Annotated in this window: 27 protein-coding genes; 26 read left to right on the top strand and 1 reads right to left on the bottom strand. The window is 35.0% G+C overall.

Going from position 1 to position 24,621, the window contains the following annotated elements; genetic code table 11:
- Window positions 1-7 precede the first annotated feature (7 nt).
- From efp to AC3ASS_RS00940, 25 genes are all read left to right on the top strand, one after another.
- Entirely contained in the window at window positions 8-565 is a 558-nt protein-coding gene (gene efp, locus AC3ASS_RS01060) for an elongation factor P (protein WP_488281644.1), read from the top strand.
- Between the two features lie 222 nt (window positions 566-787).
- Window positions 788-1,714, top strand: a complete 927-nt coding sequence (spoIIIAA, locus tag AC3ASS_RS01055; protein WP_488281643.1) for a stage III sporulation protein AA — start codon at window positions 788-790, stop codon at window positions 1,712-1,714.
- On the top strand, window positions 1,708-2,223 hold the full coding sequence (gene spoIIIAB, locus AC3ASS_RS01050; RefSeq protein WP_488281642.1) for a stage III sporulation protein SpoIIIAB: 516 nt from the start codon (window positions 1,708-1,710) through the stop codon (window positions 2,221-2,223). Before spoIIIAA ends, spoIIIAB begins: the two co-directional genes overlap by 7 nt.
- A 19-nt stretch (window positions 2,224-2,242) precedes the next feature.
- Window positions 2,243-2,449 carry a stage III sporulation protein AC gene (spoIIIAC, locus tag AC3ASS_RS01045; RefSeq protein WP_488281641.1) on the top strand — a complete coding sequence of 69 codons (207 nt, stop codon included), beginning with the start codon at window positions 2,243-2,245 and terminating at the stop codon, window positions 2,447-2,449.
- A gap of 23 nt (window positions 2,450-2,472) precedes the next feature.
- Complete coding sequence (gene spoIIIAD / locus AC3ASS_RS01040) at window positions 2,473-2,856, top strand: stage III sporulation protein AD (RefSeq protein WP_488281689.1); 384 nt, start codon at window positions 2,473-2,475, stop codon at window positions 2,854-2,856.
- Window positions 2,857-2,881: 25 nt separating this feature from the next.
- Window positions 2,882-4,075, top strand: coding sequence for a stage III sporulation protein AE (spoIIIAE, locus tag AC3ASS_RS01035; RefSeq protein ID WP_488281640.1), 1,194 nt, complete (start codon window positions 2,882-2,884; stop codon window positions 4,073-4,075).
- Window positions 4,076-4,084: 9 nt separating this feature from the next.
- The gene (gene spoIIIAF / locus AC3ASS_RS01030) at window positions 4,085-4,699 is read left to right on the top strand and encodes a stage III sporulation protein AF (protein WP_488281639.1); all 615 of its coding nucleotides are present in this window, start codon (window positions 4,085-4,087) and stop codon (window positions 4,697-4,699) included.
- On the top strand, window positions 4,699-5,373 hold the full coding sequence (gene spoIIIAG / locus AC3ASS_RS01025; RefSeq protein WP_488281638.1) for a stage III sporulation protein AG: 675 nt from the start codon (window positions 4,699-4,701) through the stop codon (window positions 5,371-5,373). The genes spoIIIAF and spoIIIAG overlap by 1 nt, the downstream gene beginning before the upstream one ends.
- A gap of 3 nt (window positions 5,374-5,376) precedes the next feature.
- Window positions 5,377-5,898, top strand: a complete 522-nt coding sequence (locus tag AC3ASS_RS01020) for a SpoIIIAH-like family protein (RefSeq protein WP_488281637.1) — start codon at window positions 5,377-5,379, stop codon at window positions 5,896-5,898.
- A gap of 232 nt (window positions 5,899-6,130) precedes the next feature.
- The gene (gene accB / locus AC3ASS_RS01015; protein ID WP_488281636.1) at window positions 6,131-6,637 is read left to right on the top strand and encodes an acetyl-CoA carboxylase biotin carboxyl carrier protein; all 507 of its coding nucleotides are present in this window, start codon (window positions 6,131-6,133) and stop codon (window positions 6,635-6,637) included.
- 12 nt (window positions 6,638-6,649) lie between these two features.
- The gene (gene accC, locus AC3ASS_RS01010; RefSeq protein ID WP_488281635.1) at window positions 6,650-7,999 is read left to right on the top strand and encodes an acetyl-CoA carboxylase biotin carboxylase subunit; all 1,350 of its coding nucleotides are present in this window, start codon (window positions 6,650-6,652) and stop codon (window positions 7,997-7,999) included.
- A gap of 23 nt (window positions 8,000-8,022) precedes the next feature.
- On the top strand, window positions 8,023-8,415 hold the full coding sequence (locus AC3ASS_RS01005) for an Asp23/Gls24 family envelope stress response protein (protein ID WP_488281634.1): 393 nt from the start codon (window positions 8,023-8,025) through the stop codon (window positions 8,413-8,415).
- 176 nt (window positions 8,416-8,591) lie between these two features.
- The gene (nusB, locus tag AC3ASS_RS01000) at window positions 8,592-8,978 is read left to right on the top strand and encodes a transcription antitermination factor NusB (RefSeq protein ID WP_488281633.1); all 387 of its coding nucleotides are present in this window, start codon (window positions 8,592-8,594) and stop codon (window positions 8,976-8,978) included.
- 31 nt (window positions 8,979-9,009) lie between these two features.
- Window positions 9,010-9,870: a bifunctional methylenetetrahydrofolate dehydrogenase/methenyltetrahydrofolate cyclohydrolase FolD gene (gene folD, locus AC3ASS_RS00995; RefSeq protein WP_488281632.1), complete on the top strand. Its 861-nt coding sequence runs from the start codon at window positions 9,010-9,012 to the stop codon at window positions 9,868-9,870.
- A gap of 25 nt (window positions 9,871-9,895) precedes the next feature.
- The gene (gene xseA, locus AC3ASS_RS00990; protein WP_488281688.1) at window positions 9,896-11,248 is read left to right on the top strand and encodes an exodeoxyribonuclease VII large subunit; all 1,353 of its coding nucleotides are present in this window, start codon (window positions 9,896-9,898) and stop codon (window positions 11,246-11,248) included.
- Window positions 11,245-11,481, top strand: a complete 237-nt coding sequence (xseB, locus tag AC3ASS_RS00985) for an exodeoxyribonuclease VII small subunit (protein ID WP_488281631.1) — start codon at window positions 11,245-11,247, stop codon at window positions 11,479-11,481. The genes xseA and xseB overlap by 4 nt, the downstream gene beginning before the upstream one ends.
- Complete coding sequence (locus AC3ASS_RS00980) at window positions 11,481-12,371, top strand: polyprenyl synthetase family protein (RefSeq protein WP_488281630.1); 891 nt, start codon at window positions 11,481-11,483, stop codon at window positions 12,369-12,371. Before xseB ends, AC3ASS_RS00980 begins: the two co-directional genes overlap by 1 nt.
- Window positions 12,372-13,088: 717 nt before the next feature.
- Window positions 13,089-13,712 (top strand): hypothetical protein, encoded by a 624-nt coding sequence (locus tag AC3ASS_RS00975; RefSeq protein WP_488281629.1) that lies wholly within the window; start codon window positions 13,089-13,091, stop codon window positions 13,710-13,712.
- Between the two features lie 6 nt (window positions 13,713-13,718).
- Window positions 13,719-15,614: a 1-deoxy-D-xylulose-5-phosphate synthase gene (dxs, locus tag AC3ASS_RS00970; RefSeq protein WP_488281628.1), complete on the top strand. Its 1,896-nt coding sequence runs from the start codon at window positions 13,719-13,721 to the stop codon at window positions 15,612-15,614.
- 2 nt (window positions 15,615-15,616) lie between these two features.
- Window positions 15,617-16,438, top strand: a complete 822-nt coding sequence (locus AC3ASS_RS00965; protein ID WP_488281627.1) for a TlyA family RNA methyltransferase — start codon at window positions 15,617-15,619, stop codon at window positions 16,436-16,438.
- Between the two features lie 208 nt (window positions 16,439-16,646).
- Window positions 16,647-17,096, top strand: coding sequence for a transcriptional regulator AhrC/ArgR (gene ahrC / locus AC3ASS_RS00960; protein ID WP_488281626.1), 450 nt, complete (start codon window positions 16,647-16,649; stop codon window positions 17,094-17,096).
- Between the two features lie 16 nt (window positions 17,097-17,112).
- Window positions 17,113-18,798, top strand: coding sequence for a DNA repair protein RecN (gene recN, locus AC3ASS_RS00955; RefSeq protein WP_488281625.1), 1,686 nt, complete (start codon window positions 17,113-17,115; stop codon window positions 18,796-18,798).
- A 125-nt stretch (window positions 18,799-18,923) separates the two neighbouring features.
- The gene (gene spoIVB / locus AC3ASS_RS00950) at window positions 18,924-20,198 is read left to right on the top strand and encodes a SpoIVB peptidase (RefSeq protein WP_488281687.1); all 1,275 of its coding nucleotides are present in this window, start codon (window positions 18,924-18,926) and stop codon (window positions 20,196-20,198) included.
- Window positions 20,199-20,484: 286 nt separating this feature from the next.
- On the top strand, window positions 20,485-21,273 hold the full coding sequence (gene spo0A / locus AC3ASS_RS00945) for a sporulation transcription factor Spo0A (RefSeq protein ID WP_488281624.1): 789 nt from the start codon (window positions 20,485-20,487) through the stop codon (window positions 21,271-21,273).
- Between the two features lie 155 nt (window positions 21,274-21,428).
- Window positions 21,429-22,148 (top strand): glycerophosphodiester phosphodiesterase, encoded by a 720-nt coding sequence (locus AC3ASS_RS00940; protein WP_488281623.1) that lies wholly within the window; start codon window positions 21,429-21,431, stop codon window positions 22,146-22,148.
- A gap of 38 nt (window positions 22,149-22,186) precedes the next feature.
- On the opposite strand, the gene AC3ASS_RS00935 is transcribed toward AC3ASS_RS00940, so the two are convergent.
- Window positions 22,187-22,417 (bottom strand): DUF2627 domain-containing protein, encoded by a 231-nt coding sequence (locus AC3ASS_RS00935; protein ID WP_488281622.1) that lies wholly within the window; start codon window positions 22,415-22,417, stop codon window positions 22,187-22,189.
- Between the two features lie 141 nt (window positions 22,418-22,558).
- On the opposite strand from AC3ASS_RS00935, the gene AC3ASS_RS00930 reads away from it, so the two are divergent.
- The gene (locus AC3ASS_RS00930) at window positions 22,559-24,610 is read left to right on the top strand and encodes a sigma 54-interacting transcriptional regulator (RefSeq protein ID WP_488281621.1); all 2,052 of its coding nucleotides are present in this window, start codon (window positions 22,559-22,561) and stop codon (window positions 24,608-24,610) included.
- The last annotated feature ends 11 nt before the right edge of the window (window positions 24,611-24,621 follow it).

Below are 24,621 nucleotides of genomic sequence, written 5' to 3'. Positions count from 1 at the left end.
CAAAAGAATGATTTCAGTAAACGATTTTCGTACAGGTTTAACAATCGAAGTTGATGGAGGCATTTGGCGTGTATTAGAATTCCAACACGTAAAGCCTGGAAAAGGAGCTGCGTTTGTACGCTCAAAACTTCGTAACTTACGCACAGGAAACATTCAAGAAAAAACTTTCCGCGCTGGGGAAAAAGTAGCAAAAGCACAAATTGATAACCGTAAAATGCAGTATTTATATGCTAGCGGTGATTCCCATGTATTTATGGACACCGAAACATACGAACAAGTAGAATTATCTAGTAAACAAGTGGAATATGAATTAAACTTCTTAAAAGAAAATATGGAAGTTTATATTATGATGTATCAAGGCGAAACTATTGGTATTGAACTTCCTAATACAGTTGAACTTGAAGTAGTGGAAACAGAACCTGGAATTAAAGGGGATACAGCTTCTGGTGGTTCAAAACCAGCAAAATTAGAAACAGGTTTAGTTGTTCAAGTACCATTCTTTGTTAATGTGGGAGATCGCCTCGTTATTAACACAACTGACGGTACTTATGTATCTCGTGCATAATTTTGAAGCAAGGCAGATAAATGATCCATATCATTTATCTGCTTTTTTGTATGCTTTTTTCAGGAATAATATATGGTTTACCCATTTTCTATATTTACATCCTTTTCCTATCTTATTACCTCAGTACTTCCTCTCTTAATTGTTAACAAATTCAAAGTCATACTTTGTCCAACGCCGAATACATTTAAGTAACAGAAGATGTAATGAGTGGGGGCTTTATACATGAACGAAATTCTTTCCTATTTACCAAAAGTCATTGTAGAAAAATTGTTACAATTGCCTTCCTCTCTATTTCAAAAAATCGAAGAAATACGATTACGAATTACTAGGCCGATAGAAGTTGTTACAAGTGTAGACGTTATCTATCTTCCCTATCGATTTACATCAGAAGACGCAGAAAGATTCATCCAAAACTTGAGCTATTCATCCTTTTATACATTAGAGGAAGAATTAAAAAGGGGATACATAACCATTGAGGGTGGACATCGTATTGGTCTTGCCGGCAAAGTCATTTTAGAAGGTGGTTATGTGAAGGCTATTCGGGATATTGCATCCTTTAATATACGGATTGCTCGTGAACAAATTGGAATCGCAGAACCTCTTATACCCTATTTGTATGAAAACGGTTGGAAACATACGATGATTATCGGCCCTCCTCAGACTGGTAAAACAACATTATTAAGGGATATAGCTCGAATCATTTCGACAGGTTGGGAAAAGAAAAAGATTCAACCGCAAAAAGTAGGAATTGTCGACGAGCGATCAGAAATTGCAGGTTGTGTTCAAGGAATTCCACAATTAACGTTTGGACCAAGAGTCGATGTGTTAGATGCTTGCCCTAAATCAGAAGGAATGATGATGTTAATTCGTTCGATGAGTCCAAATGTTTTAATTGTAGATGAAATCGGAAGTAAAGAAGATGGCGAGGCTATTATGGAGGCAGTTCATGCAGGAATATGTTTAATGATGACCACACATGGAGAATCCTTTGAGGATATCCAGAAGAGACCAACACTTCAAACCATCATAGAACAAAAGATTTTTGAACGATATATCGAATTATCTAGAGCTCATTCCCCAGGATATATACGAAGAATTCGGGATAAAAATGGAAGGGATTTAAGAAAAGAGAGTGAGATTTTATGGTGAAAATCATAGGTGCAATTTTTATTATTTTGGCAACTACATGGGTTGGGTTTGAACTTGCTAAACACTTAAGTAACCGTACAAAGCAGTTAAGAATGTTAAAATCCGCACTTCAATCATTGGATGCTGAAATCATGTATGGACACACGCCTTTACATGAAGCATCTCGAAGAATATCCAATCAGATTGCCCCACCTATTTCTAATCTTTTTGAGTTATTTGCCTTAAAACTTGTACAAAGAGATGCGACTGTAAAGGAGTCATGGGAAAGTAGTTTAAAGGAAATTTGGAATATGACATCTTTAAAAAACGAAGAATATGAGATTTTGAAACAATTCGGGGAAACATTAGGGAAACATGATCGCATCAGTCAACAAAAGCAAATTATTCTTGCATTAACTCATTTAGAAAGGGAAGAGCAAGAAGCAAGAGATAAACAACTTAAATATGAAAGGATGACAAAAAGTTTAGGTTTTCTAACAGGGCTCTTAATCGCCATTATTCTACTGTAACAAGTTAGGGGGATTCTTCATGGGCATTGAGGTGGATGTCATTTTTAAAATTGCTGGAGTCGGAATTGTCGTTGCCTTTTTACATACAGTACTAGAACAGCTAGATAAAAAGGAATATGCCCAATGGGTGACACTATTTGGTTTTATATATATTTTGTTTATGGTGGCATCAATTGTTAGCGATCTATTTCAAAAAATTAAATCGGTGTTTTTATTTAATGGATAGGATAGGGGGGCTTTCCGATTGAAATTCTTCAAATAGTCGGTATTGGACTCACCTCGGCATTTTTAGCATTGATCATTAAAGAACAAAAACCTAATTTTTCCTTTCTCCTTATTGTTTTTACAGGATGTACAATCTTTCTTTTTTTAGTCGATCAAATTTATGCCATTATTGAAATGTTACGAAGAATTGCTGTAAATGCACAAATCAATCTTGTCTATGTAGAAACCATTTTAAAAATAATCGGAATCGCATATATTGCAGAATTTGCATCACAAATTACGAAAGATGCTGGTCAAGGAACGATTGCTTCAAAAATTGAATTGGGAGGAAAAATTGTCATATTAGCGATGGCTGTCCCGATATTAACAGCATTAATAGAGATGATCTTAAATATGATCCCAATTTAAGTGTCAATCTTTTAGAGGTGAGAGGATGAAATACCGTTTTATATTAATGGCAATAGTCATCATATATCTTTCTTTTTTTGGATGGACAAGCCTAATCGCCAAAGCAAACAGTGAGGAAGAGAAACTACCAGAAACATTAAGTTTAGAAGAACAAATTGATCATTTAGATTTATCCGAATTGAAAAAGTTTTGGGATGAAATTGTACATGAATATGGAGGTTTCCTCCCAGAAAGTCAAAAGGGTGATTTTGTTGATTTTGTAAAAGGAGAAAAGAAATTTTCCATTAAAGAATGGTTTCTAGGAGCATTAAAATATGTCTTCCATGAGCTTATTGCCAATGGAAAACTTCTTGGATCATTAATTGTTTTAACAGTCTTTAGCATGTTTCTTCAATCGCTACAAAATTCATTTGAGAAAAGTGCGATAAGCAAAATTGCCTACGCGATTGTCTATTTAGTCTTAATGATTATCGCCTTAAATAGCTTCCATATAGCAATCAATTATACAAAAGAAGCCATTAATGGAATGATTCATTTTACGATGGCATTAATTCCGTTGTTGTTAGCGCTTATTGCATCCAGTGGCGGTCTTGTTTCCGCTAGTTTTTTCCATCCAGTCGTCTTATTTTTGATGAACTCTAGCGGTCTATTTATTCACAATATCATTTTACCTTTATTGTTTTTATCCGCATTATTAAGTATTGTCAGCACGCTAACCGAACATTATAAAGTGACCCAACTTGCTTCACTATTAAGAAATTGGTCAATAGGACTTTTAGGGATCTTTATGACAGTTTTTCTCGGAGTCATTTCCGTTCAAGGTGCAGCTACTGCCGTAGCGGATGGAGTGGCGATTCGAACGGCAAAATTTATTACTGGTAATTTTATCCCGGTCGTTGGGAGAATGTTTACAGATGCCGCAGATACCGTTATTACCGCTTCGTTATTGTTAAAAAATACAATCGGAATTGCTGGAGTAGCGATTCTATTAATCATGGCCATTTTTCCCGCATTGAAAATACTAATCATCGCTTTCATCTTTAAATTTGCAGCTGCTTTACTTCAACCATTAGGTGGTGGACCTGTCATCACTTGCTTAGATGTCATTTCAAAAAGCGTCATCTATATTTTTGTTGCTCTCGGGATCGTTTCGATTATGTTCTTTTTAAGTATTACCGTCATTATCGCTGCAGGAAATATAACCGTAATGGTAAGATAGGTGATTTACGTGGATTATCTTTCTAGTTGGATATCAAATATTATCCTGTTTATTTTTTTAGCTGTCATTGTCGATATGTTGTTGCCAAATTCCTCATTACAAAAATATGCAAAAATGGTAATCGGCCTTTTACTCATCACCATCATTCTTACTCCAATTATGAAATTGTTTTCTGAAGATGTAGATGCATGGTTAAAACAATTGCCTATTGTTACAGAAAATGAAGAAAAAAAATTAGAAAATTTAATAGAAATGAAGAAAAAAGAAATACAAGCCTCACATTCTGCATATATTTTAAAACAAATGGCTGTCCAATTAGAAATGGATGTAAAGGAGGAATTAATGGATAAGTATGGCTATGAAATAAAAGAAATTCAACCGGAAATGGAAATGTCAAATGAACCATTCCCTACAAATACCGAAATTAGTCTTAAATCTGTAACCGTTTATCTTACCAAGAACAACAACGAATCTATTCAAGCAGTTAAACCTATAACCATTAATACGAATCAGCCAGCAAGCAATCAAGTAGAAGATTTAGAAAACGTAATAGCATTCCTTGCAAACAGTTGGGGCCTAGAAGAATCGCAGCTGCAAATACATGTTGAAGGGGGGAATGGCTGATGGGAAAAAATCAACATATTTTTCAAAAAATAAAAGATTGGTTTTTTAATAGTGATCAAAATTCAAATGAAAAAATAAAAAAAAGCCATTATATATTGTTACTTTTCATCATAGGTGTAGCTATATTGTTAATTAGCAACTTTTTTTCGAAGGATCCATCTTCCACGAGCCATTCATTATCTGAAAACACAAATACAAACACTGAATTAAATTCAGAAGACGTTGCCGTATTTAAACAAAAAGATGTAAGTGAGTTCAATTCAATTGCTGAATATGAAAAATATTATGAAGAACAGTTGAAAGAAGTTTTAGAATCGATTATGGGAGTTGGGGACGTTTCCGTTGTTGTCAACGTCGATGCAACGGAAAAGAAGATTTTCGAAAAAAATAAAATCATACAAAACCAAACAACGGAAGAAACGGACCGTGAAGGTGGACAACGAATCGTGCACGATCAGTCAACAGAAGAACAAATGGTGATTATTCGCAATGGTGATAAAGAAGTTCCTTTAGTATCTGAAACAAAAAAACCTTCCGTAAGAGGTGTATTGGTGGTTGCTAAAGGAGCTGAAAATATAGAAGTTAAAAAATGGATTAGAGAAGCTGTCACACGGTATTTAGATGTTCCAAGTCACCGTGTATCCGTATTAGCAAAAAAATCAAAGGAGGAATAAAAAATGTTATTGAAAAAACAAACCGTCTGGTTACTAACCATGTTAAGTTTAGTCGTCGTTCTATCAGTCTACTATATTACAGCACCGGAAAAGGAATCAAATATTGCAGGTGTTAATAGTGAAAAATCATCGGATAAAAGTGGTGAATCAACTGTAATTACACAAGTTTCTGGTGATGAAGTGTTTGAAGCATTGAGACAAGAAATGGAAGATCAAAGAAGTGCGAAATTAGAAGAATTGCAAGAAATCGTAGCTAAAACGGATTTACCTGCATCAGAACGAAGCGCAGCAAAAGATGAGATGGAAAAAATCAACGAAATTGCTGCGAAAGAAAAATTAATTGAATCTTTGATTGTTTCAACAATGGGATATAAAGATGCATTGGTAAGGGCAGACGGAGAACAAGTGATGATAACGATTAAAGCAGAAGAGGCATCTCCAAAAGCAGCGAATGATATCATTCGTCTTGTAAATAAGGAGATTGGAGAAACATTTGTTGCTGTTGAATTTGATACTGGTAAATAATTAAAGGGCTTCCTAAATGAACGGTCTTTACAGATGGTTCATTTACGGGAGCCTTTTTATTACTGAAGTTATACGTAAGAATGTAAAAAATATATTCTCATAATCGTTCATCCATCACCATTTTAATAGACTGGTCTGACCATTTTCATGAAATTTATTGAATTTAGATAAGGTATTATCGTATGATATTAATAGTAAGTCACAATTATTGACGCAAGGGGTGTCTTTATAGATGTTAAAAGTACAAGAAATACGTGAAATTATTAAACTTGTTGACCAATCTAGCATTGATGAATTTCAATATGAACATGCTGGAACGAAATTAGTAATGAAGAAAAATAACCAAGCGGAAGTGCAAGTATCTGCACCGGTTCAAAAAGTTCAATATATTGAAAAAGAAGTACAACCTCAAGTAGTAAAAGTAGCTGAAGAAAAAACAATTCAAGTTTCCAATGAAGTAGCGGAAACACCAAAACAAAAAGACGTTGATGATTCTTCCTTACATAAGATTGTTTCACCAATGGTTGGTACATTCTATCAAGCTCCATCTCCAGGTGCTGAACCATATGTGAAAGTTGGATCTAAAGTAACGGAATCTACGGTTGTTTGTATTGTAGAAGCGATGAAATTATTTAACGAAATTGAAGCAGAAGTTAAAGGGGAAATTGTAGAAGTCCTTGTCAAAGATGGACAACTAGTCGAATATGGACAACCTTTATTTTTAGTTAAACCAGAATAAGGAGCGATTATAATGATAAAAAAATTGCTCGTCGCTAACAGAGGAGAAATAGCCGTACGCGTCATCCGCGCATGTAAAGAGCTAGGAATTGAAACCGTAGCTGTTTATTCAGAAGCAGATAAAGATGCATTGCATGTACAAATAGCGGATGAAGCTTATTGCATCGGCCCTAATCTTTCAAAAGATAGTTATTTAAATAAAACGAATATATTAAGTGTAGCAACTTCCACAGGATGTGATGCGATTCATCCGGGATATGGATTTTTAGCAGAAAATGCTGATTTCGCTGAATTATGTAGAGAGTGTAATATTACGTTCGTTGGTCCTAGCCCTGAAGCTATTTCCAAAATGGGAACGAAAGATGTCGCAAGAGAAACGATGAAAAAAGCGAATGTTCCAATTGTCCCTGGTTCTGACGGAGTCATTGAAGACTTAGACGAAGCCATTCAAATTGCAAATGAAATTGGATACCCAATGATCATTAAAGCAACCGCCGGTGGTGGTGGAAAAGGGATTCGAGTAGCTTGGAACGAAGAAGAATTGAAAAAAGGAATCAATATTACGAGACAAGAAGCTGAAACGGCTTTTGGAAATCCTGGCGTTTACTTAGAAAAATATATTGAAGATTTCCGACATGTAGAAATTCAAATATTAGCGGATCAATACGGTAATGTTATACATTTAGGTGAGAGAGACTGTACCATCCAAAGAAGACTACAAAAATTGTTAGAAGAAACACCTTCTCCAGCACTAGACGAAGAGATCCGTAATCAAATGGGTGAAGCAGCGATAAAAGCAGCAAAAGCAGTTGATTATACAGGTGCTGGTACGGTAGAATTTATATATGACTATAGGAATAAAAAATTTTATTTCATGGAAATGAATACTCGTATACAAGTAGAGCATCCAGTAACAGAACTAGTAACCGGTGTGGATTTAATAAAGGAACAAATTAAAATTGCATCAGGTGAAAAACTTTCAATTAAACAGGAAGATGTTACATTTACCGGTTGGGCAATTGAATGCCGAATTAATGCCGAAAACCCTGAGAAAAATTTTATGCCTTCTCCAGGAGAAATTAAAATGTATCTTCCTCCAGGTGGACTAGGAATAAGAATTGACTCTGCTGCATATCCGGGCTATAAAATCCCGCCTTATTACGATTCCATGATTGCGAAAGTTATTTCCTATGGTGCGACAAGAGAAGAAGCCATTGCACGAATGAAACGAGCACTAAGTGAGTTTGTTGTTGAAGGAGTTTCTACAACTATTCCATTCCATTTAAAGTTGCTTGATCATGAAACATTTAAAAGTGGACAATTTAATACAAAATTTCTTGAATTGTACAATGTCATGGAATAAACATAATAGGAGGTGTTGGATGAATGGTTGAAAAAAACACTCTTGAAATGAATGAGGATGCCTTAGGGAAAGTGGAAATAGCTCCAGAAGTGATTGAAGTAATTGCCGGAATTGCGGCTTCTGAAGTTGAAGGTGTCGCCAACATGAGAGGAAATTTTGCTTCCGGCGTGGTAGAAAAACTTGGAAAGAAAAATCATGGTAAAGGTATTAAAGTTGAATTATCCGACGAAGGAATTATAGTAGATGTTTTTTGTACATTAAATTTTGGCGTTTCTATCCCTCAAGTTGCTCAACAAATTCAAGAAAATATTCGTCAAACGTTATTAAATATGACAGGGCTAGAAGTTGATGAAGTCAATGTTCATGTCGTTGGCGTTCATTTTGAAATTCCAAAAAATGAGCAGAAAAAAGAATAAAAGGCTAAACCGTATAGGTCAAACTATACGGTTTTTTCGTGAAAGAAAAAGACAAGATTGTTTAGAGTATTGCTTCTCTGTAAAAAATATAGAAGATCTTATATTTCCTGCGCAAATTAAAATAGTTTATGCTATTATCTTGATAGTAAAGGAATTTGTTAAAAGGAGTTAATAAGATGAAAAGAAGAACAGCTAGAGAAAAAGCATTACAAGCTTTGTTTCAAATAGATTTGGCAAAAAGTGATGCAAATGAATCTTATCAATACGTATTAAATGGTGCGAAAGAAGATGAATATTTAAAGCAATTAGTCTTTGGAACAGTCAAACATCTGAATGAAATTGATGAAATAATTAGATCGAATTTAGAAAATTGGACATTAGAAAGGCTAGGAAACGTGGATCGAAATATATTAAGACTAGCAGTATTTGAAATGAAGTATATAGAAGATATTTCTCCTAGTGTTTCCATTAACGAGGCAGTGGAAATCGCTAAACAATATGGGGATGAGAATTCAGGAAAATTTGTTAACGGAGTTTTATCAAAAGTTAAAAGCTCCCTGTAAAAATAGATCGTGAAAATCGGAGGTGGAGCTTTTGGTTGGAAAAATCATTTACGGAAAAGAAATTGCCGAAAGAAAAAGAAAAGAAATTGAAGCGGATGTAAATCGGCTAAAAACACTTAATATTCATCCTGGGCTTGCTGTTATACTCGTAGGGGATGATCCGGCATCAGCTATATATGTCCATAACAAACAAAAAGCATGTAAAAAAATTGGAATTCGTTCAGTATTATGGAAATATCCAGAACATGTGACAGAAAAAGAAATAATTAATAAAGTAATTGAACTTAATAATGATCCATCTATTCACGGAATATTAGTACAGCTCCCCTTACCGGACCATATTAATGAAAAGAAAGTGATAGAAACAATTTCTCCATTAAAAGATGTGGACGGTTTTCATCCGGTAAACATCGGGCGAATGATGACAAGACAAGACGCCTTTCTCCCTTGTACTCCTTTTGGTATTATCGAGTTATTAAAAGCTATGAATATTACAATAAAAGGAAAACATGTCGTCATCATTGGGAGAAGTAATATAGTAGGAAAGCCAGCGGGGCAATTGTTTTTAAATGAAGATGCAACAGTCACCTATTGTCATTCTAAAACTAATCATTTACGTTTTTTCACTTCACAAGCGGATATTCTTGTTTCAGCTGTCGGGAAAGAAAATTTAATAACTTCCGACTATATAAAAGAAGGGTGCGTTGTCATCGATGTTGGAATGAACCGAAGAGATGATGGGACATTATGTGGGGATGTCGATTTTGAAAAAGTGAAAGAAAAAGTGAGTTACATTACACCTGTCCCAGGGGGAGTCGGACCAATGACCATAACGATGCTTTTATATAATACGGTAAAAGCTGCCAAAAATTTGAACTCTACGATTTCCTAATCGAAGTTCTGGAGAGGAAGCAATGATGAATGAACAAATGTATTTAACCGTCCATGCATTAACAAAATACATAAAACGGAAATTTGATCGCGACCCCCACTTGCAAGATATTTATGTTAAAGGTGAAATTTCAAATTTTAAACAACATTCGAGTGGGCATATGTATTTTACGTTAAAAGACGATCAATCTAAAATTCTTGCGGTTATGTTTTCCACTTATAATAAAAAAGTTTTTTTTAAACCTGAAAATGGAATGAAAGTATTGCTGCGTGGGGAAATTTCTGTTTATGAGCCTAGTGGACAGTATCAAATTTATGTCAAAGAAATGCAACCAGATGGAATAGGAGAACTATTCCTAGCTTATGAACAATTAAAGAAAAAACTTGAAAAAGAAGGGATTTTCCATCCAGACCGTAAAAAGGAAATTCCTAGCTTTCCTTCTGTTATCGGAGTCATAACTTCACCAACAGGAGCGGCAATAAGAGATATCTTAACAACCATTAAAAGAAGATATCCATTGGCAAACGTCATCATTTACCCTGCTTTAGTTCAAGGAAGACAGGCAGCTCCAAGTATTGTCAAGGCAATCGAAATAGCGAACGAAAGAAAAGAAGCAGACGTATTAATTGTTGGTCGTGGTGGTGGTTCGATTGAAGAACTTTGGGCCTTTAATGAAGAAATAGTAGCTAGAGCGATTTATGCTTCCGATATTCCAATTATATCTGCGGTTGGACACGAAACGGATACGACAATTGCCGATTTTGCCGCTGACAAACGTGCGGCCACACCTACAGCAGCTGCAGAATTAGCGGTCCCACATGTTGAAGAACTGATGGAGAGAGTGTTAAATCGTAAAATACGATTAATGCGAGTGATAAAACAAAAGGTTTATACCGAACAGAAAAGATATGAAAAGCTGGTTCAATCCTATGCATTTCGATACCCAAAAAAGCTTTATGAAGAGAAAGTTGAACAACTAGATCGCACGTTAGAACGCGGAAAAAGAGCCATTGGACTATTGGTACAAGAAAAATCTGAACGTTTTCATAGATGGCAAGAAAGACTATACCTTCGCCACCCAAAAGATCTTTTGGCTCAATCAAAAAAAGAATATGACCAAATGAAAAAAAGATTAATACGGAATATGAGTGAAATCTTAAAAAATAAGCAAAAAGACTTTCTCCATCATATATCAATACTGGAAAATGTAAGCCCCCTAAAAATTATGGAAAAAGGTTATAGCCTCGTTTATAAAGAGAAAGATCAACTGGTTAAAAGTGTAAAAGATGTATCAAAAGGAGATCAAGTTCAATTAGCCTTATCGGACGGAAAATTGATTTGTGAAGTATTAGAATCAAAGGGAGAGAATGATGGATGACAAAGAAAAAAGAGCTTGAGTTAACGTTTGAAGAAGCAATGGAAAAACTTGAAGGGATTGTAAATATTTTAGAAGACGGGGATGTCCCGTTAGAACAAGCGATTGAAAAATATAAAGAAGGAATGGAATTAGCAAAAATATGCAATGAAAAATTAAAAAATGTTGAAATGCAGCTGACAGAAATATTACGTGAAGATGGTGAGAAGGAAAGCTTCGTACTAGAGGAGGAATAATGGTGGCCAACCAAAATTTAACAGAATTTATTTCAAAACATAAAGAAATGGTTGAAAAAGAGTTAGAACAACGAATGAATGATCTAAATTGTCCCGCGATTATTAAACAAGCGATGGCATATTCTCTCCAAGCAGGCGGAAAAAGAATCCGACCATTATTGATATTTGCTACTCTGGATGCTTTTCAATTACCGACTGAATATGGATTAGAAGCCGCATGCGCAGTCGAAATGATTCACACTTATTCTTTAATACATGACGATTTGCCTTCCATGGATGATGATGATCTTCGACGTGGCAAACCTACGAACCATAAAGTATTTGGTGAAGCAATCGCCATTCTTGCAGGGGATGGATTATTAACCCATAGTTTTCAAACGATTGCAGGAATAAACCATTTATCGAGCGAACAAAAATTAGCTATTATCTATGAGCTTGCCCATGCCGCTGGACCAGAAGGGATGGTTGGTGGACAAGTAGCAGATATAGAAGGGGAAAATAAAAAATTAGAATTAAAAGACTTAGAATATATTCACATTCATAAAACGGGAAAACTTTTATCATTTTGTGTAAAAGCAGGGACAATTATCGCTAATTGTGATCAAAAAGTAAGTGAACAATTTGAACAGTTTGCTTATCATTTAGGATTAGCTTTTCAAATTAAGGATGATGTATTGGATGTCGTCGGTGATGTTGAAAAGATTGGGAAAAGGACAGGAAGCGATATAGAGAAAAATAAAAGTACTTATCCATCTTTATTATCTTTAGACGGAGCGATTGAAAAATTAAATGACCATCTTCAAAAAGCAAAAGAACATTTGGCGAATATTCCTTTAAACACAGTCATTCTTGAACAATTAACAGATTTAATCGGGATTAGAGAAAACTAATATTCTATAAAAAAATAAATCTACTTTGAGAGATTTTAAAATGTGTGATATAATTTTCTCTGATATTACGGATGGTGCAGTATTCTAGTCAGTTCACCAAACACGAAGGTGGGCCTAAAAATCCACTAAAGGGCACATCGATGAAGTTCCTTATATCGGCTTGAAGCGCCCAGCTTTGGGTTGATGTAGGGAGTAAGGTTAAAGGGCGATCCACAATGGCATGTGGGCGTAGACCCTCTAACCGCGGAGGCTTCATTTGGTTGGGCAACCCTAAATGAAGATAAACCTGTGATGTGGCTTAAGCCACTAACAGCGTAGCCTGCCTTGAGCGAAGCTAGAGGGGATTACGGGTATAAAAATATATATTAGTTGGCCGCTAATATATATTTTCGAGTACCGTATGAAATCTACTTTGCAAAAGAGGCTAGTGTTTGGTTAAGAACTGTTGAGGAAAACTCCTAGACTGTTCCAATGTGGACATTTAAAGAGGATTAGAGTACGGACTAAGTGGTAATCCAGTCTAGCCGATGGCGACACGGCTAAAGAATGGTTAAAGGGAAACCGCCGATATGGCGACATTCGGTCCATTCTTGGGAAAACCTACTGGACCTAAGCCGTAATTTTAACTCTTTAAATGACCATCCGTTTCAAATTTGCGTAAGAAGGCTTTTCTCTCCATAATCTAATACATATTTAATTGTGAGTTGAACATATAAAATGAAAGAAATGTTTAGAAAGTCGATAAAATGGAGTTTAACTATAGCCGTTATCACATTTGTGTTAGCGGCTCTTTTTTCCATTGCTTCCAATGCTATATTAAACGGTGTATCATGGATTACAGGAATGTTTGTTGTTTTAGTCATCGTTATTATTGGTATTGTTTTTGATATGTTAGGAATCGCATCAACAGCCGCTGACGAAGCTCCATTTCACTCAATGGCTGCTAATAAAGTATATGGTGCCCGTCATTCGGTAAAAATTATACGAAATGCTGATAAATTTGCGTCTTTTTGCAATGATGTCATTGGAGATATTTCAGGAATTATTAGCGGAACGGCCTCTGCTATTGTTATACTGCAATTAACAGCAAATTTTCAAGCCAATCGAAGCACATTATTGGAATATGTTATTTCGGTTATTTTTACAAGTTTCGTTGCAGCATTAACTGTTGGAGGAAAAGCTTTAGGAAAAACTTTTGCGATTCGACATTCAACGAATATCATAATTCAAGCTGGGAAATTTTTTCAATTTCTTGAGGAAAAATTTCATATTGTTATAATTAAAGAAAATAAATCGGGAAAAAAATCTAAACGTAAACGAAATAGAAACGAAAGTGAGTGATCCATTATGGATCTATTAAGCATTCAAGATCCTTCTTTCCTGAAGAAGCTTTCGATTAAAGAAATGGAATCGTTAAGTCATGAGATACGGCAATTTTTAATTGAAAAGCTTTCAAAAACGGGAGGACATATCGGACCTAATTTAGGAGTTGTTGAGTTAACGATTGCACTGCATAAATGTTTCGATAGTCCGAAGGATAAAATTATTTGGGATGTTGGACATCAATCCTATGTTCATAAAATATTAACAGGAAGAGCCGATCGATTTGATACTTTACGTCAGTATAAAGGTCTGTGCGGTTTTCCGAAAAGAAGTGAAAGTGAACATGACGTATGGGAAACAGGACATAGTTCAACAAGTTTATCAGCTGCGATGGGAATGGCAATAGCAAGAGATTTGCGAAAAGAGAAGCATTACATCGTACCTGTAATCGGTGACGGTGCATTAACAGGTGGGATGGCACTCGAGGCATTAAACCATATTGGTCATGAAAAGAAAAATATCATCGTTATTTTAAACGACAATGAAATGTCCATAGCTCCAAATGTTGGAGCACTCCATAACATCTTGGGCAGGTTAAGAACAGCTGGTAAATATAATTGGGTGAAAGATGAATTAGAAATATTGTTGAAAAAAATTCCCGCTGTTGGCGGTAAAATAGCCTCAACCGCTGAACGAATTAAAGATAGTTTAAAATATTTATTAGTATCTGGAATGTTTTTTGAAGAATTAGGTTTTACCTACTTAGGTCCTATAAACGGTCATAGCTTTGACGACTTAATCGACACTTTATCCAATGCTAAAAAAGTTGATGGACCGGTTCTTGTACACGTGATCACCAAAAAAGGGAAAGGCTATCATCCTGCGGAATCGGATAAAGTTGGTACTTGGCATGGGACAGGACCATATAAAATTGAAACAGGAGACTTTGTAAAACCGAACGGTAAAACTCCGATTGCTTGGAGTAAACTAGTAAGTGAAACGGTTCGAAAAATTGCACGTAAGGACCCCCGTGTTGTTGCGATTACTCCAGCAATGCCTGTAGGTTCAAAGTTGGAAGGATTTGCCTCTGAATTTCCAGATCGAATGTTTGATGTAGGAATTGCTGAACAACATGCAGCAACGGTAGCCGCTGGGTTAGCTGCAGAAAATATGAAACCATATTTAGCAATTTATTCAACGTTTTTACAACGTGCATACGATCAAGTGGTACACGATATTTGTAGACAAAACTTAAATGTATTTATCGGAATTGATCGTGCGGGTCTTGTCGGAGCTGATGGTGAAACACACCAGGGAGTTTTTGATATTGCTTTCTTACGTCATTTACCGAATATTGTCCTTATGATGCCAAAAGACGAAAACGAAGGACAACATATGGTATATACTGCACTTTCTTATGATGACGGACCAATTGCGATGAGATTTCCTCGCGGAAACGGTGTTGGTGTTCCATTAGATGAAACATTAAAAACCATTCCAATTGGAACATGGGAAGTGTTAAGAAAAGGGACAGATGCAGCCATATTAACTTTTGGAACAACTATAGGTATGGCTTTAGAAGCAAGTGACATTCTAAAAAATAGAGGTTTCTCTGTAGAAGTGATTAATGCTCGATTTATTAAACCGATGGATGAAAAAATGCTAATCGAGCTTTTAAACAGAAATATTCCAATATTAACGATTGAGGAAGCAGTACTTCAAGGTGGATTTGGTAGTGCGGTATTAGAATTTGCACATGATCATGGTTATTCCAATTGTCAAATTCAACGAATGGGCATACCAGATCAATTTATTGAACATGGAAGTGTTTCAAAACTTTTAGAAGAAATTCAATTAACGACAGAACATGTCGTCCAAAATATTTTAACGATGTCGAAGAAAAAACAAAAAAGGGCATGAATATGAAAGAGAAAAAAGTAAGACTAGATACATTATTAGTAGAGCGTGGTTTAGCAGAAACAAGAGAAAAAGCTAAGCGAGCTATTATGGCGGGAATTGTTTATTCTAATGAAGTTAGGATGGACAAGCCAGGTGAAAAAGTAAGTGAAGATATTCCATTGTCAATAAAAGGAAAGCAAATGCCATATGTTTCAAGAGGCGGCTATAAATTAGAAAAAGCGTTAAAAGAGTTTCAACTGTCAGTTAAAGATAAAACGATCATCGATATTGGAGCTTCTACCGGTGGTTTTACCGACTGTGCACTTCAAAATGGAGCAATCCGTTCGTATGCGGTTGATGTAGGCTATAATCAACTAGCTTGGAAACTTAGACAAGATGAACGAGTCATCGTCATGGAGAGAACAAATTTTCGCTATATGACACGAGACGATTTGACTCATTCTTTGCCAGAGTTTGCATGTATTGATGTTTCGTTTATTTCATTAAAATTAATTTTACCTGTATTAAAAAATCTTCTTGTAGATGGAAGTGATGTTGTAGCTTTAATTAAGCCACAATTTGAAGCAGGTAGAGAACATGTAGGCAAAAAAGGAATTGTAAGAGACCCAAATGTACATTTGACTGTATTGGAACAAATAAAAAATTTTGCTTTACAAGAAGGTTTTGATGTCTGCCATTTAACGTATTCTCCCATAACAGGGGGAGATGGAAATATCGAATTTCTGATTCATTTAAAATGGTCAGCAAATAAAGAAGGGCAAGACTTATTAAAGGTCTCCTTAAATGACGTGGTTTCTGAAGCACATAAACAATTGAAACAATAAAATGTGTTAAGCTGTCTAAGCCAAATTTAGTCCCTTTTACTTGGGTTTATAGCAGGTATAGACAGCTTTTTGTAATGGCGAAAAACCTTTCTTTTCTTATGATATAATATGGGAAGTCATAAAAAAAAGAAGGAATTTGTCGAGGAATCATAGAAATGATAGTAGAAAATTGTATATAGTAGTCGTTGATTTGAGGAGCGAATATAAAATGAGTAAAGGCAAACGTCACTTAAAAATTCGAGAACTTATTTCTTCCAAAAATATAGAGACACAAGATGAATTAGTGGATTTATTAAGAAATGCAGGATTTAAAGTTACCCAAGCCACTGTATCAAGAGACATTAAAGAAATGCATCTTGTAAAAGTACCGTTAAGCGATGGAAGATACAAATATAGTTTACCGGAAAGCAATATTGTAAATCCGGATGAACGACTTAAAAAGTTGCTTGTCGATTGTTTTGTTAGCATTGATCATGCCGGTCATTTTATCGTTTTGAAAACGATGCCCGGAAATGCACATGCTGTCGGAGTTTTAATTGATCAACTGGATTGGGACGAAATTTTAGGCACCATTTGTGGAGATGATACTTGCCTGATCATTTGTCGTGATCCAGCCATTGTTGAAGAGATTTCCGATCGCTTTCTAAATATGCTGTAAAAAGTAGGTGAATCTCTTGTTAGCGGAATTATCTATTAAAAATTTTGCCATCATAGAAGCTTTAACTACATCATTTCAAAAAGGGTTGACGGTTTTAACAGGTGAAACGGGTGCGGGTAAATCAGTTATTATTGATGCCATTTCTTTATTAGTCGGTGGTCGAGGCTCCACGGAGTTTGTCCGTCATGGAGAAGAAAAGGCGGAGATTGAAGGTTTATTTTTGATTGAAAAAGGGCATCCTTGTTATGAAAAAGCTTCTCAATTTGGAATTGATATTGAAGAGGGAATGGTTGTATTACAAAGAATTTTATACAAAACAGGAAAAAGTGTATGTAGAATTAATGGCAAGCTTGTTACGATTAGTATTCTCCGAGAAATCGGCTCAACATTAGTTGATATTCATAGTCAACATGAACATCAAGATTTGATGAACGAGCAAAAACATCTACATTTGCTTGATCAATTTGGCGGTCAAGAAATCCAACAAGCTCTACAAGAGTATCGAACGATATACGATGAATTTGAAAAAACATTATTTACTCTTAAAAGATTAAATCAAAATGAGCAGGAAATGGCTCAGCGACTAGATTTATTAAAATTTCAAGCCAATGAAATTCAAGAGGCAAATTTAAACTTACATGAAGATGAGCAATTAGAGGAAGAAAAAAGAAAGCTTGCGAATTTTGAGCGATTGTATGAGTCACTTCAGCTTACATATGATACGCTTCGTGGTGAAAACAAAGCATTAGATTGGTTAAGTTTAGCGATGAATCATATACAAGAGGCAGCAGAACTCGACCGTCAGCTTGATTCAGAGTCCGAAACCATATCCAATAGTTATTATGCCCTTGAAGATTTATCGGTATCCTTAAGAAATCTTCTAGATTCGATGGAATATGATCCACAACGATTAGATTTCATTGAAGAACGATTAAACACGATTTATCGATTAAAAAGAAAATATGGCAAAACCATTGAAGATATTTTAGAATATGCTTCTAAAATTGAAGAAGAAATTGAAGAAATTGAAAATCGCGAATCCCATATTCACCAATTATTAAAGCAGAAAGATTCGTTAGAAAAAGACTTAGAAATTGAAGGGAAAAATCTGTCCATTCTTCGTAAAAAAGCGGCAAAAACCTTAACAGAAAGTATCCATCGCGAATTAAAAGAACTGTTTATGGAAAAAACCATATTTGAAGTCAAATTTGAACGGAATGATTTTAAAAAGGATGGTATTGACCAAGTTGAATTTTATTTAAGTACAAATCCAGGGGAACCGCTAAAACCTCTTTCAAAAGTGGCATCTGGCGGTGAATTATCTCGTATCATGTTAGCATTAAAAAGTATTTTTTCTAAACATCAAGGTGTTACTTCCATTATTTTTGACGAAGTGGATACGGGTGTAAGCGGGCGAGTGGCACAAGCCATCGGAGAAAAAATTTTTAAAGTTGCATATCATTCTCAAGTCTTATGTATATCGCACTTACCACAAGTAGCCGCTATGGCAGATCATCATATGTATATTACAAAAAAGGTGGAAAAGAATCGAACGAAGACGTTCTTACAAGAACTTAATGACACAGATCGAATGAAAGAAATTGCACGAATGATTTCTGGAGCGGAGATCACAGAAGTGACGGAAAAACATGCAAAAGAAATGATTGAAATGGCAGAGAAAATAAAATTTGCTTATAAATGAAATGCTATCCTTTTTGGGTAGCTTTTTTAATCCTAATGGAGTTATATTTGTCCTTTCGTGAGGCAACATTATAAGTGTAGCCATAAAGTTTGTGTGGACTAGAAGCGAGGAGAGTGAGCGATGGAATGGTCGAAAAAATAAGAAAATGGATTGGATTGATTCTCCTTGTTTCTTTCGTTTTTATTGGCTTCTTTCCGCCGATTGCAAACATTATCCAATTGCCTACATCATTAGTATTAATGGAAGGACAATCTCACTCCATACCCGTAGGATTACATGTAGAAGCGAAAACAAATCAACCTCAGTTAAAGTTGAGTCAAGATAAAGAATCGCTTACCATTCATGCAAATAAAAGCGGAGATAGTGATGTTATATTAGAATTGGCTGGAATTCCGGTAAAAAAGGTCAATGTCAACGTATTAAAAGATTTTAAAGTTATACCAGGTGGTCAATCAATAGGAGTAAAGCTAAATACGGTTGGTGTTTTAGTTGTAGGACATCATCAAGTGGACACAGAGAAGGGAAAAATATCTCCCGGCGAAGAAGCTGGTATTCAAGTGGGAGATTTGATAACAAAAATTAATGGGAAAGATATTAATGCAATGAATGAAATTTTTCCAATCGTTCAACAGGCTGGAAAAAATGGGGAATCGTTAAAAGTTCATATTCAAAGAGATCAGGAACAATTTCAAACGGAATTAAAGCCAGCTAAAGAAAATGGAGAAGACACGTATAAATTAGGATTATATATAAGGGATTCAGCAATGGGAATAGGGACAATGACTTTCTATGAACCAAAAACAAAAAAATATGGAGCATTAGGACATGTTATTTCCGACATGGATACGAAGAAACCGATCGTTGTGAAAAATGGACAAATTGTTCGTTCAACCGTCACTTCCATCAATAAAGGAAGTAACGGAGCTCCTGGTGAAAAGTTAGCAAGATTTTCCGAAAATAGAGAAGTAATTGGTAATATAACAAATAATAGTCAATTTGGTATTTTTGGTACTTTAAAAAAAGAAATTCATAACAACATCTATGACAAACCAATGCCGATCGCTTTATCTCACCAAGTAAAAGAAGGACCCGCTCAAATATTAACCGTTGTTGACGATGACAATGTGGAGCTGTTTGACATTGAAATTGTAAGCACAACACCACAAAAATTCCCAGCTACTAAAGGGATGGTCATTAAAGTAACAGATAAACGACTTATAGAAAAAACAGGTGGCATTGTACAAGGAATGAGCGGTAGTCCAATTATTCAAGACGGAAAAATTGTAGGAGCTGTTACACATGTTTTTGTAAATGACCCAACATCAGGATATGGGGTTCATATCGAATGGATGTTAAACGAGGCAGGATTAGATATATATGAAAAACAAAAAGCCAGCTAAGCGGAGATTTCTCCGCTTTTTTTATTCATATGGACCATTCATTACTAATTCTTGATATAATAAAAATAAAGAATTTTCGACAAAACTCTTTAGAATTAATTGTCAAATATCGAATTCAGTCGAAAACGATAGAAAATAAAAGAAAATGAAAGAAAATGAAAGAAAAATACATATAATACTAATTTTTAATAAATTTTAAAAAATTAAAAGGATTTTTCGTTCTGTTGTCGAATTCACATTTAGACGAATTTTCAATGCATAATTCTTGGATTGGGAGGAAATTTGTGTGAAGAAGATAAAAGTTTGCGTCGTTGATGACAACCGAGAACTCGTTAGATTATTAGAGGAATACATATCCTCACAAGAGGACATGGAAGTTATTGGTGTCGCACATAACGGTCAAGAGTGTATTAATATTCTAAAGGATACTGATCCAGATGTCCTTGTCCTTGATATTATCATGCCTCATCTTGATGGATTAGGTGTTCTTGAAAAATTGAGAGAAATGAAAGGAAGTTCTCTACCAAATGTCATCATGTTAACAGCATTCGGACAAGAAGACGTAACAAAGAAAGCTGTAGAATTAGGAGCATCCTATTTTGTACTCAAACCTTTCGATATGGAAATATTAGCCAATCATATTCGTCAAGTAAGTGGAAATATCCAACCGATTAAAGTAAGTAATTCAAAATTCCAAACACAAAAGCCACAATCTAAATCACAAAATTTGGATGCGAGCATTACAAGCATTATTCATGAAATTGGAGTGCCAGCACATATTAAGGGGTATTTATATTTAAGAGAAGCAATTGCCATGGTTTACAATGATATCGAGTTGCTCGGTTCCATTACAAAAGTTCTTTATCCAGACATTGCGAAAAAATATAACACTACCGCTAGTCGTGTAGAGCGTGCGATTCGTCATGCCATTGAAGTGGCATGGAGTCGGGGAAATATCGATTCCATTTCCAACTTGTTCGGTTATACAGTGAGCATGTCAAAAGCAAAACCAACCAATTCAGAATTTATTGCGATGGTAGCGGATAAATTACGATTGGAACATCGAGTTTCATAATAATAATGAACGGAAATTTAAAGGGTGAGTCGTATGAAAACAGCTCACCCTTTTACCTTTATCTTATCAAGTTTGTATTATTTTTTGATATAAAGGCTCTACTTTTTGAGTTGACATATAATGAAGGGGAATATGAATGAAAAAGGTGATGAAAGTTGACAAAGATCTTTGCCCACCGTGGGTGTTCTTCCACTCATCCTGAAAATACAATGGCAGCATTTATTGAAGCTCATAGGGTTGGAGCTGATGGAATTGAATTAGATGTACAATTAAGCAAAGATGGGGAAATCGTTGTTATTCATGATTATACAGTCAATCGAACGACAAATGGAAAAGGAAAGGTGGAAGAATTAACATTAAAGGAATTGAAATCGTTGAATGCCGGAACCAAAAAATTAAAACAGGAAATTCCAACACTTATAGAAGTATTTCAATGGCTAAAAACAAATAACTTGTTATGTAATATTGAAATAAAAAAACCACATATGGATCATCAAATTGTAGAAGAAAAAGTGATAGCATTAATTAAAAGGTATAACTTAGATGAAAGAATCATTATTTCTTCTTTTAATCATTACAGCATCGTATATTGCTACCGACTAGCTCCGCATATTGAAATTGCTCCATTAATAATGGAAGGAATCTACATGCCATGGGTTTATGCGAAAGCAATTCGAGCAAATAGCATCCATCCGCACTACAAAGTTTGTCCACCTTCAATGGTTTCACTTATTCAAAATAATGGAATTTCTGTCCGTCCATATACAATAAATAACGATAAAATAATGAAAACTTATATAGAGTCAAATGTTTCTGCCATTATCACAGATTTTCCGGATAAGGCAACAAAGATAAAAAAAGAATTAAAAACATAAACAAAACGGAAACCAAAAATAGGTTTCCGTTATTTTCACTAAATTTTAAAACGCTTCTGTACTTTGTTTCGTTTTCGATCTCGATGTAAGATAAAACCGCCGATGAAAAAAGCGCCAATAAGAAAAAAGATCAAGCCAATTAAAAACTGAAGCCAAAGTGTTGGAATCCATGTCTGAACTCCGAATAAACTATCCCTCATTAGCTTAACGCCATATACAGAAATTAATCCAGGAACGACTAAAATTAAAAAGGCAAGTAGACGGACCATCAGGTATTTCATCTCCTTTATTACTCAACCAAATCATATATCAAAAAAATAATTTGTCAAGATTTACGTATTGACATAAAATAAGATTATGAAAAACTTTTCATTTAAATTTGCAATTTTTTGCACAGGGAGTGGCAAACCTTGAAAAAGGTGATGATTGTTGGTGGAGGTCAAGGTGGTTTATCCATCTTAAAAATTTTAAAAGAAAATAAAAAATTTAATATCGTAGCAGTAATTGATAAAAATGAAGACGCTCCCGGCATATTAGAAGCAAAACGAGAAAATATCACGATTGGGAAAGACTGGCGATCATTTTTATCGGATGATATTGATATCGTCTTTGAGGTTACAGGGAAGGAAGAAGTGTTTCAAGAAATAAGAGAAGCGAGAAGTAAACACACAGTATTAATTCCCGGAAGCGTTGCATACATAATTGCCGATTTATTAAATGATAAACAGACATTAATTCAAGAATTAAGAAATGAATCTTATAAAGATGAATTAATTTTTAACGCTATTAATGATGGAATGATCGTCGTTAATGCAAGTGGAGTTATTTCTGTTTTTAATCAAAGTGCAGAAAAAATTACAGGGATTTCAAAACACAATGCCATCGGAAAACATATTCTACAAGTTATTCCTTCAAGTCGACTTCCACGCGTCATGGAAACAAAAAGAACGGAAATTAATCAAGAGTTAACCTTTCATAACGGAACGAAAGTGATTACCACTAGAATTCCAATTATAGGCGAAAACGGCGAAGTCCTTGGTGCGTTAGCGGTTTTCAAAGACATTACAGAAATTGTTAACCTTGCCGAAGAAATTACGAATTTAAAGGAAATTCAAATGATGCTGGAAGCCATCATTCAATCTAGCGATGACGCCATTTCTGTTGTAGATGAAGAAGGAAAAGGGATACTAATTAACAGAGCCTATACTAGACTGACTGGTTTATCGGAAGAAGAAGTGATAGGTAAGCCAGCAACAATTGACATTTATGAAGGCGAAAGTATGCATATGAAAGTACTGCAAACAAGAAGACCGGTACGCGGGGCAAAAATGATTGTTGGTCCGAACAAAAAGGAAGTTGTTGTAAATGTAGCTCCGGTAATCGTTAATGGGAAATTAAAAGGTAGTGTTGGGGTTATCCATGATATGTCTGAAATACAAGCGTTAAATAAAGAATTAACGCGAGCCCGACAAATCATTCGTAAATTGGAAGCGAAGTATACCTTTGAAGATATTATCGGAAAGTCCGATGAAATGATTTTAGCGATTGAGCAAGCAAAACTAGGAGCAAAAACACCAGCGACTGTTTTATTAAGAGGGGAGTCGGGAACAGGTAAAGAATTATTTGCCCATGCAATCCATAATGCCAGCGACCGGAAATTTAATAAATTTATTCGTGTAAATTGTGCTTCATTATCTGAATCATTATTGGAAAGTGAATTGTTTGGATATGAAGAAGGAGCCTTTTCTGGTGCCAAACGTGGCGGAAAAAAAGGTTTATTTGAAGAAGCGAACAATGGAAGTATTTTCTTAGATGAAATTGGTGAATTATCTGCAAGTACTCAAGCAAAATTATTAAGAGTATTACAAGAACAAGAAATTATTCGTGTTGGTGGAACGAAAGCTATCCCCATTAACGTTCGAGTAATAGCTGCTACGAATGTAAATTTAGAAAAAAATATCGTCAATGGGCAATTTCGAGAAGATTTATTCCATCGTTTGAATCGTATGCCTATTCAAATTCCTCCTTTACGAAACCGAAAAGAAGACATCCCATTGTTATGTGAACGTCTCATTCAAAAAATCAATCAAGATTATGGAAGGAATGTAGAAGGTGTTACTAATGCTGCATTAAATGTGTTGAAAGCTTATGATTGGCCAGGCAATGTGCGAGAATTGGAAAACATATTAGGTAGAGCTATTATTTTTATGAAGTTTCATGAAACCATGATAGATATACATCATTTACCTGATTTAATTAGTCATGATCAAAAAAATCATGAGATGAACGAACGACAATATGAATCATTACATTTACAAAAGCGTTTAGATGCATATGAAAAAGAAATTATTTTGGAAGCATTAAAGAAACATCAAGGGAATAAAACGAATGCTGCAAAAGAATTAGGAATATCTATACGAAATTTGTATTATAAAATCGATAAATATCAAATTGAAACATAACATGCAAATTT

Source organism: Bacillus sp. JST-5, assembly GCF_057747715.1.
Note: the sequence above shows the minus strand (reverse complement) of the source record. Positions and strands in the feature narration are given on the sequence as shown.

Bases quoted from the DNA above. Each gene is read 5' to 3' on its own strand.
- efp (WP_488281644.1), top strand. From the start codon at position 8: ATGATTTCAGTAAACGATTTTCGTACAGGTTTAACAATCGAAGTTGAT.
- AC3ASS_RS00980 (WP_488281630.1), top strand. From the start codon at position 11,481: ATGGTGGCCAACCAAAATTTAACAGAATTTATTTCAAAACATAAAGAA.
- xseA (WP_488281688.1), top strand. From the start codon at position 9,896: ATGAATGAACAAATGTATTTAACCGTCCATGCATTAACAAAATACATA.
- nusB (WP_488281633.1), top strand. From the start codon at position 8,592: ATGAAAAGAAGAACAGCTAGAGAAAAAGCATTACAAGCTTTGTTTCAA.
- AC3ASS_RS00975 (WP_488281629.1), top strand. From the start codon at position 13,089: ATGAAAGAAATGTTTAGAAAGTCGATAAAATGGAGTTTAACTATAGCC.
- dxs (WP_488281628.1), top strand. From the start codon at position 13,719: ATGGATCTATTAAGCATTCAAGATCCTTCTTTCCTGAAGAAGCTTTCG.
- spoIIIAC (WP_488281641.1), top strand. From the start codon at position 2,243: ATGGGCATTGAGGTGGATGTCATTTTTAAAATTGCTGGAGTCGGAATT.
- accB (WP_488281636.1), top strand. From the start codon at position 6,131: ATGTTAAAAGTACAAGAAATACGTGAAATTATTAAACTTGTTGACCAA.
- spoIIIAE (WP_488281640.1), top strand. From the start codon at position 2,882: ATGAAATACCGTTTTATATTAATGGCAATAGTCATCATATATCTTTCT.
- accC (WP_488281635.1), top strand. From the start codon at position 6,650: ATGATAAAAAAATTGCTCGTCGCTAACAGAGGAGAAATAGCCGTACGC.
- spoIIIAA (WP_488281643.1), top strand. From the start codon at position 788: ATGAACGAAATTCTTTCCTATTTACCAAAAGTCATTGTAGAAAAATTG.
- spoIVB (WP_488281687.1), top strand. From the start codon at position 18,924: ATGGTCGAAAAAATAAGAAAATGGATTGGATTGATTCTCCTTGTTTCT.
- AC3ASS_RS01005 (WP_488281634.1), top strand. From the start codon at position 8,023: ATGGTTGAAAAAAACACTCTTGAAATGAATGAGGATGCCTTAGGGAAA.
- AC3ASS_RS01020 (WP_488281637.1), top strand. From the start codon at position 5,377: ATGTTATTGAAAAAACAAACCGTCTGGTTACTAACCATGTTAAGTTTA.
- AC3ASS_RS00965 (WP_488281627.1), top strand. From the start codon at position 15,617: ATGAAAGAGAAAAAAGTAAGACTAGATACATTATTAGTAGAGCGTGGT.
- ahrC (WP_488281626.1), top strand. From the start codon at position 16,647: ATGAGTAAAGGCAAACGTCACTTAAAAATTCGAGAACTTATTTCTTCC.
- spoIIIAG (WP_488281638.1), top strand. From the start codon at position 4,699: ATGGGAAAAAATCAACATATTTTTCAAAAAATAAAAGATTGGTTTTTT.
- spoIIIAB (WP_488281642.1), top strand. From the start codon at position 1,708: ATGGTGAAAATCATAGGTGCAATTTTTATTATTTTGGCAACTACATGG.
- AC3ASS_RS00935 (WP_488281622.1), bottom strand. From the start codon at position 22,417: ATGGTCCGTCTACTTGCCTTTTTAATTTTAGTCGTTCCTGGATTAATT.
- xseB (WP_488281631.1), top strand. From the start codon at position 11,245: ATGACAAAGAAAAAAGAGCTTGAGTTAACGTTTGAAGAAGCAATGGAA.